The organism is Polynucleobacter tropicus (assembly GCF_013307225.1).
Lineage (GTDB): Bacteria > Pseudomonadota > Gammaproteobacteria > Burkholderiales > Burkholderiaceae > Polynucleobacter > Polynucleobacter tropicus.
In genome coordinates this window covers 465,235-481,712 of the sequence record NZ_CP028942.1, presented here as the reverse complement: position 1 = coordinate 481,712, position 16,478 = coordinate 465,235, and the positions used below count along the sequence as shown (strand labels likewise).

The following is a 16,478-nucleotide window of genomic DNA, read 5'->3' as shown; positions in this document are numbered from 1 at the left end:
ACTTGTTTAATTATGTCGCCCAATGCCGTGGTATTCAATACCCAACTCTTGCATTGCTTGAGGCTCATACAAATTACGTCCGTCAAAAATGATGGGGCGAGTTAATTTTTGGAGAACCACATCAAAATCGGGGCTACGGAATGCTTTCCACTCGGTAACAATGATCAACGCATCGGCGCCATCAAGTGCATTCATGGGGTTATCAACCATAGAAATTTTTTTCAGTCCCTGGGGATTGCTCTGAAAATCGAGCTCTAAAGCATGTTTAGCTTCTGGCATTGAGACTGGATCATGGGCAACAATCGTGGCGCCACGCTTAACCAACTCAGAAATAATGACACGACTTGGTGCTTCACGCATATCGTCCGTATTTGGCTTGAACGCTAACCCCCATAATGCAAATTTCATATTAGAAAGATCTTTGCCAAAGCGCTTTTCGATCTTCTCTACCAATACATATTTCTGAATTTCATTTACCGCGTCAACTGCACCAAGAATCTTCAATTCTCTACCGTGCTCTTTGGCGGTCTTTGATAACGCAGACACATCTTTCGGGAAGCAAGAGCCGCCGTAACCTGTGCCCGGATACAAGAAACCAAAACCAATACGCGAATCCGATCCAATGCCTTGGCGCACGGCTTCAATATCCGCGCCTACGAGATCAGCCAAATTGGCCAACTCATTCATAAAGGAGATACGAGTTGCCAACATGGCGTTAGCAGCGTATTTAGTTAACTCCGCACTCTTTACATCCATGTAATAGGTGCGCTCATGGTGGCGATTAAATGGTGCATAAAGTTTCCGCATCTGTTCTTTAGCACGTAAACCAGCTGGCGTATTTTCCGTACCAATCACAATCCGGTCAGGGCGCATAAAGTCCTCTACCGCAGCACCTTCTTTTAAGAACTCCGGATTTGAAACAATAGAGCACAGATCGGCAGGTAAATTACGCTTTTCTAATTCTTCAGTAATTGCAGCTGATACCTTATCTGCTGTTCCAACAGGTACAGTCGATTTATCAACGATCACTTTTGGAGTGGTCATATGGCGACCAATATTGCGCGCAGCTGCTACTACGTACTGCAGATCCGCAGAGCCATCTTCATCAGGGGGAGTGCCTACTGCAATAAATTGAATATCACCATGCGCTACTGAAGCGGCGATATCCGTAGAGAACTGCAATCTGCCAGCAGCGCGATTGCGCTCGATCATTTCTTTTAAGCCGGGCTCATAGATAGGCACGCCACCAGAATTCAGAATCTCAATCTTCTTTGGATCTAAATCCAAGCAGAAGACATTATTGCCTTGCTCTGCAAGACAGGCTCCGGTAACTAAACCCACATAACCACTTCCAACAATCGTAACTTTCATGCGGCCTCTATTTTCTCAGCATCTTATTTCTTTAAATCAATCACATTGAAGGGCCGCTTGGCGCGACACCTTCTGAGCGTCTTGGTGAGTATGCCTCCCAATTATTACAACCAGGGCACTGCCAATAAAAACGGCGCGCACGGAAACCACAATTACCGCAGGTATAACGAGCCAAACTCGTTGTACGTTGGCGCAAGAGATTCAGAATGGACTGCAACTCCGAAAGTCTTTCTGGGTTGGCATTGCCTTCCTCTAATGCAACACGTGTTTCAGCAAGCTTTGATAAAGCACTCAAGCTAGGTGAATGCTGCATGACCTCAGACAACATCGCATTGGCAGCTTCTGGGCCACGAATCTTCATAACTTGCTTGTGCACAATATCCAACAACTCGCCAGTAGCCTGTGTTTTTAAGAGCGCGCAGAGTCGATCTAAGCCCTCAGACTCTTTGCCTAAGGCGGTATGAGCCAGCATCCAACGATCCGCTAATAGATGCATATAAGCTGGGTGTGAATCTGCAACTACACCCCATACTTCAATAGCTTGTGCGGGACGCTCCATCGCCATTAAATAATCGCCCTGCAGAATTAGACTGCGGGCATGATTTGGCACAGCTTGCAAAGCACGCTGAATAGATTGTTCGGCTTCAGATAAGTCTTTACGACGCAAAGCATCTTGAGCCAGCTCACAATGGAATTGAGCAATCTCGGTGCGGTGTGATTTACCCTGAAGACTCTCGAGCTCAGTAGCAGCAATGATGGCCTTCTTCCAATCACGCTCTACTTGATACATCTCCAAAAGACTTTCTTTTGCTGGAACAGCATATTTGCCTTCACCCACGCGATTGAGTGAAGCTTCTGCGCGATCCAATAAACCAGCACGCAAAAAGTCGCGACCCAATTCATAGGCAGCATGATCTCGATCACGTGGCTTTAAGTCATCGCGATTGGCTAAGTGCTGATGCACCCGAATCGCACGTTCAGTTTCACCACGACGACGGAATAAATTCCCTAAGGAAAAATGCAATTCAACTGTTTCGGGGTCTAACTGCGCAATCTTGACCAGTGTCTCAATCGCTTGATCTGGTTGCTCATTTAATAAAAGGCTCAGACCTTTAAAGGTAGAGCGCTGTTGACGCATACGTTCGCGCTCATCCATGCGATTTTCAAGTCGCAGATCCCAGCGGGAAGCAAGCCAGCCAATACCAAACATGACTGGTAGCAACAATAACCAAGATGTCGCAATTTGAATCATGCTTAGCAGAAATCCAATAAAAAAATGGTCCGATTGGACCACTGAGGTTGAGCCTGAATACTAGGCACCAGTACCCTCTTTAGGGCTCGCCTGTTTCAAAGGCTTGTAATCAACTCGCTCACGCAACTCTTTGCCAGGCTTGAAGTGCGGAACGCGTTTTTCCGGAATCAATACTTTCTCACCAGACTTCGGATTGCGACCTGTGCGCGCAGGACGATGGTGAAGCACAAAACTTCCCACGCCGCGCAACTCAATACGCTTACCTTCAGCCAAGGCTTGAGTCATTGTGTCCAGCAATGTCTTTACCGCCAACTCCACATCCCTAGGCAGTAGCTGCGGAAACTGTTCCGCTAAGCTCTCCACTAGTTCGGAGCGGGTGATTGCTTGTTGCTCTTGATCTGTCATGATCTATCAATAAAAAATCGCCGCCCTCCCAATGGAAAGCGGCGATATTGATTTAGCCTTGATTATCCAATTTTGCTTTTAACAAAGCGCCCAAATTGGTTGTGCCAGACTGCGCATCACCTTGGAGCTTGCTCATTGCATCTTGTTGATCAGAGCTATCTTTTGCCTTAATTGAAAGGTTGATTGCACGTGACTTACGATCAATGTTGATGATCATTGCAGTTACGCTATCGCCTTCTTTCAATACATTGCGAGCATCTTCAACGCGATCTGTTGAGATCTCAGAGGCACGCAAGTAAGCTTCAACTTCATCAGCCAAGTGAATGGTTGCGCCTTTAGCATCAACACTCTTAACAGTGCCGGTAACCATAGCGCCTTTGTCATTCACAGAAGTGTAGTTGTTGAATGGGTCACCAGACAATTGCTTGATGCCGAGAGAGATACGTTCTTTCTCAACATCGATTGCCAAAACGGTGGCTTCAACTTCATCACCTTTTTTGTACTTCTTAACAGCTTCTTCGCCTGGCTCATTCCATGAGAGGTCTGAGAGGTGAACTAAGCCATCGATACCGCCAGGCAAGCCAATGAACACACCAAAGTCGGTAATTGACTTGATTGCGCCAGAAAGCTTGTCGCCTTTTTGTTGTGAACGTGCAAACTCTTCCCATGGATTTGCTTTGCACTGCTTGATGCCCAAACTGATACGACGCTTGTCTTCATCAATATCGAGAACCATTACTTCAACTTCAGTACCTAATGCAGTAGCCTTGCTTGGAGCAACGTTCTTGTTAGTCCAGTCCATTTCAGAAACGTGTACCAAACCTTCGATGCCGCTTTCGATTTCAACGAATGCGCCGTAATCAGTCAGGTTAGTCACTTTGCCGAATAAACGGGTATTTGGTGGGTAACGACGAGCGATACCAACCCATGGATCATCACCAAGTTGTTTCACGCCGAGTGAAACGCGGTTCTTCTCTTGATCAAACTTCAAGATCTTCGCGGTCACTTCTTGACCAACAGTCAACATCTCGCTTGGGTGACGCACACGACGCCATGCCAAATCGGTAATGTGCAAGAGGCCGTCGATACCACCGAGGTCAACGAATGCGCCGTAATCAGTAATGTTCTTAACGAGGCCAGTAACCACTGCGCCTTCTTTCAAGTTAGACATCAACTTAGCACGCTCTTCACCTTGGCTAGCTTCAACCACAGCACGACGTGACAACACAACGTTGTTACGCTTACGGTCAAGCTTGATAACCTTAAACTCCATCGTCTTACCTTCGTAAGGGCTGGTGTCTTTGATTGGACGTGTATCAACGAGTGATCCGGGCAAGAATGCGCGGATACCGTTCACCATTACTGTCAAGCCGCCTTTAACCTTACCAGTAACAGTACCGGTAACGATTTCTGCTTGCTCGAGAGCTTTTTCCAAATTCAACCAAGATGCCAAACGCTTCGCTTTATCGCGAGAGAGGATGGTGTCGCCATAGCCGTTCTCAAGAGCGTCAATAGCAACAGAAACGAAATCGCCAGGAGCTACTTCAATCTCGCCAGCGTCGTTATGGAATTCTTCAACAGGAATAAACGCTTCAGACTTTAAGCCAGCGTTAACAACGACGAAGTTATGGTCGATGCGAAGAACTTCAGCCGAAATAACTTGGCCGGTCTTCATATTCGATCGGGTTAATGATTCTTCAAATAGTTCTGCAAATGATTCAGACATGTATATTCACTTTGTGCCGCCAGAAGGCCCGACGGGTTAGGTTAAAAAAGCCTTAAAGAAACACGCTAAAGAAATAATCGCGTTGTGGAGTTTCTCAAGACACCAAAATTACTACTTACAGCTCGCTACTAACTACTCACTACTTACAAAACTGAGTTAAGCAATTGCAGATTGATACCAATCCAAAACTGTCTTAACTGCTTGATCTATCGACAAATCTGATGTTTCGAGCACTTTTGCACCGTCTGCGACTAACAAGGGGGCAGTGCCTCTACTGCTATCTCTGGCATCACGCTCCTGCAAATCTTGCAGCAAGTCCTCAAGTTTAGCAGAAATTCCCTTAGCTATCAATTGCTTATAGCGACGTTCGGCTCTCGCGGCCGCAGTTGCGGTGAGAAAAACCTTCAAAATCGCATCTGGAAATATCACGCTGGCCATATCGCGACCATCGGCCACCAAGCCAGGAGATTGCCGAAAACTGCGCTGCAAGCCCACCAAGGCAGCACGCACCTCTGGATGAACCGCCACTGCAGAGGCTCTCAAGCCGATGTTTTCTGCGCGAATAGCCTCGGTCACATCCTCATTATTCAAGAAAACTTGGTTATTTTTGAATAAAATCAATAACTTAGGAACTAAAAGGCCCAATTCTGGGCCATTTTTAGCATCGATTCCTTGTTTTTCACTCGCTAGAGCCACCAAACGATACAAGGCACCACTATCCAAATAATGAAAGCCCAGCTTTTGAGCCACCAGGGATGCAACTGTGCCCTTACCTGAAGCAGTAGGTCCATCGATGGCAATGACTGGGAATTGACTCATAAAAAGCTTAAGAAATTACGCAACTACCGTCGCAAATTCCGAAAAATAAGTTGGGAATGTTTTTGCCACACAATTCGGATCATTAATCTTGAGTGAATTCGGGCCAAATCCGGCTAATGAAAAGCACATTGCCATGCGATGGTCATCGTAGGTGTCAATACCTTCAGTTGGAGATTTCCAATCACTGAGTGATGCTGGTGCATTCACCACAATGTAGTCGGCGCCCTCTTCAACCACTGCACCCACTTTTTTTAATTCTTTTGCCATTGCTGCAATTCGATCGGTTTCTTTCACGCGCCAGCTTGCTATGTTGTTTAAGCGTGTTGGGCCATTAGCAAATAAAGCGGCAACCGCCAGAGTCATCGCCGCATCCGGGATTTCAGTGCAATCTAAGGTGATGCCGTTGAGTTTGCCATTGGTATTTTTTACACCAGCAACTTCTATCCAATCTTCACCAGCAGTAATTTTGGCGCCCATCAAGGCAAGCGCATCGGCAAATGCCACATCCCCCTGAATGCTGTCTTTGCCCACACCCAACACACGCACTGGGCCACCGCCGATAGCGCCTAAAGCCAAGAAGTAAGATGCGGAAGAAGCATCGCCCTCAACCGATAACTGACCAGGACTCTTGTAGACCGCATCAGATGTTTTAGCTGGGATCACAAAAGACTGCGCATCAGGACATGCAACAGTTACTCCAAACCTTGCCATCAACTTCAAGGTGATATCAATGTATGGACGTGAAATTAACTCACCAACCACTTCGATGCGCACTGGTTCATTTGCCACTAAAGGCAAAGCCATCAGCAAAGCAGTTAAGAATTGACTCGATACATCGCCGCGCACTTTCACCACATCTTTTATCTGAATAGGCGAAGCCAAAATCTTGATTGGCGGATAACCTTCTTGCAGCTCATACTCAATCTTCGCGCCCACTTGACGCAAACCATCAACCAAATCACGAATAGGTCGCTCGTGCATGCGCGCAACACCCGACAGGCGATAGTTGCCGCCCTGCATTGCCAGTGCTGCAGTTAATGGTCGAATCGCAGTACCCGCATTTCCCATAAAGAGATCTGCATCTTGCACAGGAAATTTGCCGCCACAGCCCTCAACCACGCAAACATGATTGTCTTTATCAGTAACCGTGAGACCCAACTGACGCAAGGCATTACGCATGACTTGGGTGTCATCGGCATCCAATAAGTTTTTAAGAGTCGTTGTTCCAGAGGAAAGCGCTGCAAGCAATAACGCGCGATTAGAAATACTCTTTGAGCCAGGCAAGACAATCGAGCCTTGCGCTCTCTTGAATGGGCCAATACTGATATCAGGCAAACCACTCATTCAGATGCATCCAAATCTTGACGCGCTTTACTAGCTTTGTTAAATAATTTTTCTAAACCAGCGCCATCATTTTCCGCAATCAATTTACGCATGTGATTGACAATTAATAAATATTGATCGAGCTCTTTCAAAATAGCGGCGCGGTTTCCAAGGCAAATATCACGCCACATCTCTGGGCTAGAAGCGGCAATGCGCGTGAAATCCTTAAACCCTGCGCCAACATGACCCAGCTTCTGATCTGCGTCTTCAGAATTCACTACGCTAGCCATTAAGGCATAAGACAAAATGTGCGGCAAGTGTGAGACTGCGGCATAAATAGCATCATGCTGCACAACGCCAATTTTCTTCACTGCAGATCCCGCTGACTCCCAAAATCCGGTGATCAGCGCAGTATCTTCTGGTGAATTTTCTTGTAGCGGGCAAATAATGGTTTGCTTGCCTTGAAACAAATCTGCTCTTGCTGCGCTAGCACCATGTTGCGCACCACCAGCAATTGGGTGCGCCGGCACAAATTGACAAGCCTTTTTACCCAAGACTTCTTTGGCGGCCAAAATCACATCGCCTTTAGTGCTGCCAGCATCCGTAATCATGGTACGCGACTCAAGATGTGGCTCCATCACTTCAAATGCCGCGCGCATTTGTGCAACAGGTACACAAAGCACAATGACATCAGACTGCTTTGTAGCCTCTACTAAATCGACTACACCATCAATCGCACCCATCTTTAGCGCTTGATCTAAATTTTCTTTGCTACGACCAACACCAAGCACCTTTGTGACAACCCCCGCTTTTTTGAGGGCAAGACCTAGAGAGGCACCAATCAGACCAACACCCACAATGGTGACGGTTCCGTAATTGCTTGCTGGATTAATAATGGTCATTCGCTTGCCAAGATTGCTTTTAATGCGTCGATAAAAGCTGCGTTCTCTTCTGGCAAACCAATTGAGATGCGCAACCACTGCGGCAAGCCATAGTTACCAACTGGACGAACAATAATGCCGCGCTTAAGCAAGGCTAAATTCATGCGCGCGCCCGCTTGATCGTCATCGCCTACCTTGACCAATACAAAATTACCAGCTGATGGCAAATAGCGAAGACCTAGTTGATCAAATGCTTTCGTCAACTGCTCATAACCAGCGCAATTAAGCTCAAAGCCTTTTTGTAAAAACGCTTTGTCCTGAAATGCGGCAATCGCAGCAGCTTGCGCCAGACTATTGACATTGAATGGCTGACGAATGCGATTTAATAAATCCGTTAAATGTGGCTGAGCAACTCCATAGCCAATACGTAGACCTGCAAGACCGTAAGCCTTAGAAAAGCTACGCGACAAAATCATATTCGGGAAGCGCTTCACCCAAGCAATCGCATCATAACGTTGCTCTGGTGTGAGGTATTCGTTGTAGGCCTCATCCAATACCACCACAACATGTGATGGCAGCGCCACTAAAAAGTCTTCAATCTCTTTGGCAGTGAGGTAACTTCCTGTGGGATTGTTTGGATTGGCCACAAAAACCAATTTCGCTTTATCACCCGCTGACTTCAAGGCAGCGAGCATTGCTGGCAAATCATGTCCGTAGCTTGAAGTTGCAGCCACCTCCACTGCTTTTGCTCCAACCGCCTGAGTGGCAAGCGGGTAAACAGCAAATGCATGCTTAGAGAAAATCACTTCATCACCTGCTTGCGCAACTGCACGAGCAGCTAATTCCAAAATATCGTTACTGCCATTACCTAGCGTAATCCAATCAGATGGCACGCCTAAAGAGGCGGATAAAACATTCTTTAATTCAAATCCATTTGAATCGGGATAACGACCTAAATCACCAGCAGCCTTGAGCATTGCTTCTTGTGCAGACTTTGGCATTCCTAATGGATTTTCATTAGACGCCAACTTCACAATCTTGTTTTCATCAAGACCGTATTCACGCGCCACCTCACTAATTGGACGGCCGCCAACATAGGGGGCAATCGCATGAATGTGTTTTAAGCCAATCTTAGAAGTCATTCGAATTTACTAAATGTGTTTACTGATTAATCTTTTAAAAGCCTGCCAGAAGCTTGCTTATGCGGAATGAGGATAGGAGCCAAGGTTTTTATAAAACGCGGCTACTTCCTTTAACTCATTCAAAGCAGCTACCACCTTCGCATCATCAGCATGACCAGCAATATCAATGTAGAAGTGATATTCCCAGGTACCTTTGCGTGCTGGACGAGACTCAAAGCGGTTCATAGAAACACCATGTTTTGCCAATGGCGCTAGCAAACGATGTACTGCGCCTGGCTGGTTATCCACAGACAGTACTAATGATGTTTGATCTTTGCCTGTAGGTTGACAAGCGTAGTTACCCACAACGACAAAGCGAGTGCGATTATGCGGATCATCCTGAATCTGTGCAGCCACTGCCTGCAAACCGTAAGCTTCTTGAGCAGGATCACCAGCAATAGCAGCCAATGTTGGATCGTTAGCAGCAAGACGCGCTGCTTCCGCGTTACTGCTAACTGCTTGGCGCTTTAACTGTGGCGCATGCACGCTTAACCATTGCTGACATTGAGCTAGCGCTTGTGCATGAGCGCAGACAGTGGTCACACCATCAAAGTTGCCACTCTTTGTTAATAAATGGTGACGAATAGGGAGAACAACTTCACCGCTAATTCGCATGGAAGAATCTAATAACAAATCTAGCGTGCGAGAAATCGCGCCTTCGCTTGAATTTTCAACAGGCACCACGCCAAATTGCGCCGCACCCTTCTCAACCGACTTAAATACCTCATCCAAGCTAGCGCAAGGCAAACCAGCAATTGAGTGACCGAAATAAGTTTGCGCAGCTTGCTCAGAAAAAGTACCCAATGGTCCAAGATAGGCAATCGTTTGACGAGCCTCTAAGGCACGACAAGCAGACATGACTTCGCGCCAAATCGCAGCAATACCATCAGACAACAAAGGGCCTTGATTAATCTCTTGTAAGCGAGCGACAACTTGACGTTCACGCTCAGGACGAAATACTGGCGAAGAAAATCCGCCTTTGACGTGACCCACTTCTTGAGCCGCTTTAGCGCGCTGAGTTAGCAAATCCAAAATCTGCGCATCAAGCGCGTCAATTTTTTCACGCAATGGCGCTAGGCGCTGTTCTTCAGTGCTCATTAAGCCCGCCTTTCAAAGTCGCGCATAAATTCAACCAGAGCTTTTACACCCTCAATCGGCATTGCGTTGTAGATACTGGCGCGCATCCCACCAGCAGCTTTATGACCACGCAAAGCAACTAAACCTGCGGCATTCGATTGCGCCAAGAACTCCGCATTCAAATTTTCATCTTTCAAGAAGAAAGTCACGTTCATGCGTGAACGATATTCTTTAGTAACGCGGTTCTCATACAAACTGCTTTGATCAATGAACTGATAGAGCAAGTCTGCTTTTTCTTGATTGCGTTTTTCAATCGCTTTAACGCCACCCTGCTTTAAGAGCCACTTGAATCCAAGGCCCGCCATGTAAATTGCAAACGTAGGAGGCGTATTGATCATTGACTGCGTATTCGCTTGAATAGCCCAATCCCAAATGGTTGGCGTAATGCTCATGCTATGACCAATCAAATCTTTACGAATAATCACAATCGTGACACCAGAAGGTCCAATATTCTTTTGCGCACCACCAAACCAGACGGCGCACTTATTAACATCCATCTCTTTGGAGAGCATGTTGCTTGAGATATCCGCAACTAAAGGAATGCTTCCAACGTCGGGTACATCAGGAAACTCAACGCCACCAATGGTTTCATTGGCGCAGTAATGCACATAGGCTGCATCACTTGATAGCTGCCAAGTTGATCTTGCTGGAATCGTATTGAATTTTTCTGCGGCGGATGATGCCGCTAAATTTGCAGTACCGTACTTCTGCGCTTCTTTGTAAGATTTTTCAGACCAAATACCAGTCACTAAAAAATCTGCCTTGGGGCCATTCTTCGCTAAAGGCATTAAGTTCATTGGTATGGCCGCATTTTGTCCAAGACCACCGCCTTGCAAAAGTAAGATCTCGTAGGCATCAGGAATGTGCATTAGCGTACGCAGATCGCGCAGAGTCTCTTCGTAGACTTCCATGAACTCTTTGCTGCGATGGCTAATCTCCATCACGCTAGTGCCAAGCCCGCGCCAGTTCAACATCTCATCGGCGGCCTGCCTCAATACCTCTTCAGGCAAGGTAGCAGGCCCCGCAGCGAAATTGAAGATGCGGTGGTCGAAAGTCATCGCCTTACTGATCTTGATCAGCTACTGGGTCTGCAGATGCTTCACCATCTTCGGCATCGTCTTCTTCATCTGAATCGCTCTCAGCAATACGCTGCAAGCCAGACAAACGAGTGCCTTCGTCGACGTTAATCAAGGTAACGCCTTGAGTAGCGCGGCCCATCTCACGAATCTCTGATACACGAGTGCGAACTAAGACGCCACCAGTAGTAATCAACATGATTTGATCTTCTGGTGACACAAGCGCTGCTGCAACTACTTTACCGTTACGCTCAGTTGTCTGAATCGCAATCATGCCTTTTGTACCGCGACCATGACGCGTGTATTCAGCGATTGGGGTGCGCTTGCCATATCCATTTTCAGTAGCAGTTAAAACGCTACTTGGAATAGCAACACCATTCTCGTCAACTACCGCAACTTCCGCGCCCTCTGCCGCTTCTGCAGGCGCTACCAACATAGCAATAACTTGATGCCCTTCACCCAAGTTCATACCGCGCACACCGCGTGCAGTACGACCCATTGGGCGCACATCGTTTTCATCAAAGCGAACTGCTTTACCAGCATCTGAAAACAACATCACATCGTGTTGGCCATCAGTAATCGCAGCGCCCACCAAGAAGTCATTCTCGTTGAGGTCAACAGCAATAATGCCGGCCTTACGTGGGTTAGAGAAGTCAGACAAACGTGTCTTCTTCACTGTACCTAGACTGGTAGCCATGAATACATAGTGATCGTCTTGATAACCCTTGATTGGCAGAATCACAGTGATTTTTTCGCCTTCAATCAATGGGAACATATTGACGATTGGTTTGCCACGCGATGTACGACTTCCTTGTGGAACTTCCCACACCTTGAGCCAGTACATGCGACCACGATCAGAGAAGCACAAGATCGTGTCATGCGTATTCGCTACGAACAGAGTGTCAATCCAATCCTCATCTTTTGTGGCTGCAGCTTGCTTACCGCGACCACCGCGTTTTTGCGCACGGTATTCGCTGAGCGGCTGACTCTTCATATAACCAGTATGAGAAAGCGTCACCACCATATCTTGTGGAGTGATTAAATCCTCAGTAAAGAGTTCAGTTGCGTTCATTTCAATAAATGAACGACGACCGTTATCTGTGCCTGCAGCACCAAATTCAGATTGAACTTCTTTCAGCTCATCTTCAATCACTTGGGTCACGCGCTCTGGCTTCGCCAACAAATCTAACAAGTCAGCAATTTCTGCCATAACTTCTTTGTACTCATTAACAATCTTGTCTTGCTCAAGACCAGTCAAACGTTGCAAACGCATTTGCAAAATTTCTTGCGCCTGACTATCAGATAGACGATAGAGGCCAGTACTTTGCATGCCGTATTCAGCTAGCAAGCCTTCTGGACGATAGGCATTACGGCCGCCTGGTGTATCACTTTCAGCACGCGCCAACATCTCACGCACCATCGAAGAATCCCAAGCTTTGCCCATCAACTCTTGCTTAGCGATCACAGGATTTGCAGCCGCTTTAATAATCGCGATGAACTCATCGATGTTTGCTAATGCGACAGCCAAACCCTCAAGAACATGACCACGCTCACGCGCTTTACGTAATTCAAAAATCGTTCGACGTGTAACTACCTCGCGACGATGTTGCAAGAAGTACTCAAGCATTTGCTTCAAGTTCAACAAGCGTGGCTGGTTATCTACCAAGGCCACCATGTTCATGCCGAAGTTATCTTGTAATTGAGTACTCTTATACAAATTATTGAGAACAACTTCAGGCACTTCACCGCGCTTGAGCTCAATCACAACTCGCATACCGGATTTATCTGATTCATCACGCAAATCAGAAATACCTTCGATCTTTTTCTCATTCACTAACTCGGCGATACGCTCGAGCAAGTTTTTCTTGTTTACCTGGTAAGGCAATTCATCAACGATGATGGCCTGACGTGAGCCCTTATCCAAGTCTTCAAAATGGGTCTTGGCGCGCATCACCACACGACCACGGCCTGTCCGGTAGCCCTCACGAACCCCCTGGAGGCCGTAAATAATGCCGGCAGTTGGGAAATCGGGGGCCGGAATGATCTCAATGAGCTCGTCAATGGAGCATTCTGGGTTGTGAAGTACGTGTAAACAGGCCGAAATCACCTCATCCAGGTTGTGGGGAGGGATATTGGTGGCCATACCTACAGCAATGCCAGAACTGCCATTTATCAGCAAATTTGGCACTTTGGCCGGCAAAATCAGGGGTTCTTTCTCGCTACCATCGTAATTTGGCCCAAAATCGACGGTTTCCTTGTCCAAATCAGCCAAAAGCTCATGAGCTATCTTGCGCAGGCGGATCTCGGTATATCGCATCGCAGCAGCGTTATCGCCGTCTACAGAGCCAAAGTTACCCTGGCCGTCAACTAGCATATAGCGTAGAGAGAAATCCTGGGCCATACGGACGATCGTGTCATACACCGCAGAATCACCATGCGGGTGGTATTTACCGATTACATCGCCAACTATACGGGCAGATTTTTTGTAAGCCCGGTTCCAATCGTTGTTTAATTCATACATCGCATACAAGACCCGGCGGTGAACCGGTTTGAGGCCGTCACGCACGTCTGGCAGGGCTCTGCCGACGATGACGCTCATTGCGTAGTCCAAATAGGACCGCCGCATTTCGTCTTCAAGGGATATTGGTAGTGTTTCTTTAGCGGCTTGTTCCATCTAGAAATAATATCATTTTGATGACAGAGGGGCGCTATGCTAAGATTCTGTCAGTTTGTACGAAATTGAGATGTGTCGCTTTGCAGTTTTAGCTTTAAGGTAGGGCGAATTACATTTAAGTTTGACTTTAATTAAAAAAGAGATTTTTGAGGACTAAAAATGAACAAAACCCTAAAAGTGTTGCTCGCTTCTGTTATTACCGTTTCTGCTTCTGCAGCAATGGCTTCTGACAACTGGCAAAACGGCGACGGCGCCCTAAACTGGAAAAACGGCGACGGCCAATTGTGCTGGCGTGATAACAACTGGACACCTGCTACTGCAGCTAAAGGTTGTGACGGCGCATTGACTGGTGGTGCAGCTGCTGGCGTTAGCCAAAGCAAAATCACTTTGCAAGCTGACACACTTTATGACTTCAACAAATCTGATTTGAAACCAGAAGGTAAAGCTACTTTGGACAAAATCGCTGCTGACTTGAAGAAAATCAAGTTGGAAGTGATCATCGCTGTTGGTAACACAGACAGCATCGGTACAGATGCATACAACATGGCCCTCGGTCAGCGTCGTGCGCAATCTGTTAAGACATACCTCGTAAGCAAGGGTGTTGACGGTAGCCGTATCTACACAGAATCTAAAGGCAAGAGCAATCCAGTTGCATCAAACGCAACTGCTGAAGGCCGCGCTAAGAACCGCCGTACTGACATCGAAGTTGTTGGTACAGCAGCTAAGTAATTCACTTTACTTGTAAAAAAGCCCGCTTCTAGCGGGCTTTTTTATTTCCGCTATATTCATTACATCAGCATCTTTTTCAGCATTAATAACAAGCCCAACATGAACGTCGATCAATCTGAAATCGCCAAATTTAGCGCCCTAGCCCATCGTTGGTGGGATCCCAACAGCGAGTTCAAACCATTACATGCAATCAATCCATTGCGTTTGAATTGGATTAAATCGTTTGTGTCACTTGAGGGTAAAAAAGTAGTTGATGTGGGTTGCGGTGGCGGCATCTTGGCCGAATCTATTTCTCAATCTGGTGCTGATACAACTGGCATTGATTTATCCGAAAAAGCACTCAAGGTTGCTGAGCTTCATGCATTAGAAGTTGGTGCTAATCTCACCTATCGCTCTATTTCTGCTGAAGATTTAGCAGATGAGCAGCCTGCACAATACGATGTGGTTACCTGCATGGAAATGCTGGAGCATGTTCCCGATCCCGCATCTGTAGTTCGTGCCTGCGCCAAACTTTGCAAACCAGGTGGCACACTATTTTTTAGCACTCTGAACCGCAGTCCAAAGTCCTACTTATTTGCGATTATTGGCGCAGAGTACATCCTCAAATTGCTGCCTAAGAGCACCCACGAATACGCCAAATTCATCAAACCTTCTGAGTTAGTTGCGTTTACTCGCCAAACTGGATTGGAAATGCTTGGTATGAAAGGTCTGAGCTACAACCCTCTTACCCAGGTTTACAGCCTGAGTGATGATGTCGACGTCAATTACATGATTGCAGTTCGCAAATGAGTCGTATGGGTCGTTTTAGCAGCCCCTTTCATGGGGTATTTTTTGACTTAGATGGAACCTTAGCGGATACCGCCCCTGACTTAGTGGCGGCCACAAACAAGCTCCTAACAGCTCGCAATCTCAATCCTAAGCCTTATGAATTTCTTCGCCCTTACGCCTCTGCGGGAGCGCGAGGATTGCTAGAGGGCGCTTTTGGCATCGGCACAGACCATCCTGATTTCGTCACCTTGAGAGATGAATTCTTCTCCAACTATGAAAAAGCACTGCTTGTTGAGAGCAAATTGTTTGAGGATATTGATCACTTACTAGATCAAATGGATCAAGCCAAGCTTCCTTGGGGAATAGTCACCAACAAAAGCCAGCGCTTTACCAACCCACTGGTTGAACTCATGGGTCTTCATGAGAGATCAGTCTCTACCGTATCTGGTGACACCACTCCGCACTCCAAACCCCATCCTGAGCCGATTTTGCATGCTGCCAAATTAGCTAATATCGACCCTACAAAATCACTTTATGTGGGCGACGATATTCGCGATGTTATTGCCGGCAAAGCTGCTGGCATGAAAACCGTTGCTGCAGCATACGGTTATTGCGGCTGCAAAGAGCCTCCTGAAGCCTGGGGAGCGGATTACCTTATCAACACCCCTCTAGAGCTAGTAGAAATCATTTTTCCCAATAGGGATTAATGCAATATTCCTCAGCAAATTAAGGCTAGCAGCTTTAAAATAAGAGTTCTTATGCGTGAACTCCGGGGTCGACATGGTTTCGACGTGGATTGCAAAGCATCAAGGGCATACCGAGGACCCGTTATCTCGTAAATCAATGGGAATGTAATAACTGCTAACGACGAACGTTACGCACTAGCCGCTTAATTGCGGTTGCCCCTGAACTGATTCTCTCTTGGGTCAGGTAGCGCAAGCTACATCAGGGTCATTTACAAGAGATAAGACTATTTTGCGTCACGAAGAATAGTACGAAAACTTAGTGAATCGTCAGCGAGAAACGTGTCAGTCCGTGCCTAACTGATTAAATCAAATGATATGACTAAGTATGTAGAACTTGTTGTGGAGGATTTGCGGACGCGGGTTCGATTCCCGCCGACTCCACCAATTAAG

13 protein-coding genes, 1 other RNA gene and 1 pseudogene are annotated in these 16,478 nt (G+C 46.8%); 4 read left to right on the top strand and 11 right to left on the bottom strand.

Translation table 11 applies throughout. The annotated features are described in order from the left end of the window. Positions 1 to 6: 6 nt before the first annotated feature. From DCO17_RS02545 to gyrA, 11 genes and pseudogenes are all read right to left on the bottom strand, one after another. A complete protein-coding gene (locus DCO17_RS02545) occupies positions 7 to 1,371 on the bottom strand; it encodes a UDP-glucose dehydrogenase family protein (protein ID WP_173955241.1) in 1,365 nt (454 codons plus the stop codon). Between the two features lie 40 nt (positions 1,372 to 1,411). Further along, positions 1,412 to 2,623: a lipopolysaccharide assembly protein LapB gene (gene lapB / locus DCO17_RS02540; RefSeq protein WP_173955240.1), complete on the bottom strand. Its 1,212-nt coding sequence runs from the start codon at positions 2,621 to 2,623 to the stop codon at positions 1,412 to 1,414. Positions 2,624 to 2,731: 108 nt separating this feature from the next. Then, positions 2,732 to 3,028: pseudogene (locus tag DCO17_RS02535) on the bottom strand (integration host factor subunit beta); the annotation flags it as partial. Between the two features lie 52 nt (positions 3,029 to 3,080). Then, positions 3,081 to 4,754: a 30S ribosomal protein S1 gene (gene rpsA, locus DCO17_RS02530; protein WP_173955238.1), complete on the bottom strand. Its 1,674-nt coding sequence runs from the start codon at positions 4,752 to 4,754 to the stop codon at positions 3,081 to 3,083. A gap of 156 nt (positions 4,755 to 4,910) precedes the next feature. After that, positions 4,911 to 5,573, bottom strand: a complete 663-nt coding sequence (gene cmk, locus DCO17_RS02525) for a (d)CMP kinase (protein WP_173955237.1) — start codon at positions 5,571 to 5,573, stop codon at positions 4,911 to 4,913. Between the two features lie 15 nt (positions 5,574 to 5,588). After that, entirely contained in the window at positions 5,589 to 6,908 is a 1,320-nt protein-coding gene (gene aroA / locus DCO17_RS02520; RefSeq protein ID WP_173956679.1) for a 3-phosphoshikimate 1-carboxyvinyltransferase, read from the bottom strand. A 5-nt stretch (positions 6,909 to 6,913) separates the two neighbouring features. Beyond that, complete coding sequence (locus DCO17_RS02515; RefSeq protein WP_254598803.1) at positions 6,914 to 7,798, bottom strand: prephenate dehydrogenase; 885 nt, start codon at positions 7,796 to 7,798, stop codon at positions 6,914 to 6,916. After that, positions 7,795 to 8,919: a histidinol-phosphate transaminase gene (gene hisC / locus DCO17_RS02510; protein ID WP_173955236.1), complete on the bottom strand. Its 1,125-nt coding sequence runs from the start codon at positions 8,917 to 8,919 to the stop codon at positions 7,795 to 7,797. Before hisC ends, DCO17_RS02515 begins: the two co-directional genes overlap by 4 nt. 57 nt (positions 8,920 to 8,976) lie before the next feature. Beyond that, positions 8,977 to 10,056: a prephenate dehydratase gene (gene pheA, locus DCO17_RS02505; RefSeq protein WP_173955235.1), complete on the bottom strand. Its 1,080-nt coding sequence runs from the start codon at positions 10,054 to 10,056 to the stop codon at positions 8,977 to 8,979. Next, positions 10,056 to 11,153, bottom strand: coding sequence for a 3-phosphoserine/phosphohydroxythreonine transaminase (serC, locus tag DCO17_RS02500; RefSeq protein ID WP_173955234.1), 1,098 nt, complete (start codon positions 11,151 to 11,153; stop codon positions 10,056 to 10,058). Before serC ends, pheA begins: the two co-directional genes overlap by 1 nt. Positions 11,154 to 11,157: 4 nt before the next feature. Continuing rightward, entirely contained in the window at positions 11,158 to 13,845 is a 2,688-nt protein-coding gene (gene gyrA, locus DCO17_RS02495; RefSeq protein WP_173955233.1) for a DNA gyrase subunit A, read from the bottom strand. A gap of 159 nt (positions 13,846 to 14,004) precedes the next feature. Here gyrA and ompA point away from each other — a divergent pair, with 159 nt between their 5' ends. The 4 genes from ompA to ssrA all read left to right on the top strand — a co-directional run bounded on the left by ompA (position 14,005) and on the right by ssrA (position 16,472). After that, positions 14,005 to 14,574 (top strand): outer membrane protein OmpA, encoded by a 570-nt coding sequence (gene ompA, locus DCO17_RS02490; RefSeq protein WP_173955232.1) that lies wholly within the window; start codon positions 14,005 to 14,007, stop codon positions 14,572 to 14,574. A gap of 99 nt (positions 14,575 to 14,673) precedes the next feature. Further along, positions 14,674 to 15,363: a bifunctional 2-polyprenyl-6-hydroxyphenol methylase/3-demethylubiquinol 3-O-methyltransferase UbiG gene (ubiG, locus tag DCO17_RS02485; protein ID WP_173955231.1), complete on the top strand. Its 690-nt coding sequence runs from the start codon at positions 14,674 to 14,676 to the stop codon at positions 15,361 to 15,363. A 5-nt stretch (positions 15,364 to 15,368) separates the two neighbouring features. Further along, a complete protein-coding gene (locus DCO17_RS02480; protein ID WP_173955230.1) occupies positions 15,369 to 16,049 on the top strand; it encodes an HAD family hydrolase in 681 nt (226 codons plus the stop codon). Positions 16,050 to 16,113: 64 nt separating this feature from the next. Then, positions 16,114 to 16,472: a transfer-messenger RNA gene (gene ssrA / locus DCO17_RS02475) on the top strand. Positions 16,473 to 16,478: the final 6 nt, after the last annotated feature.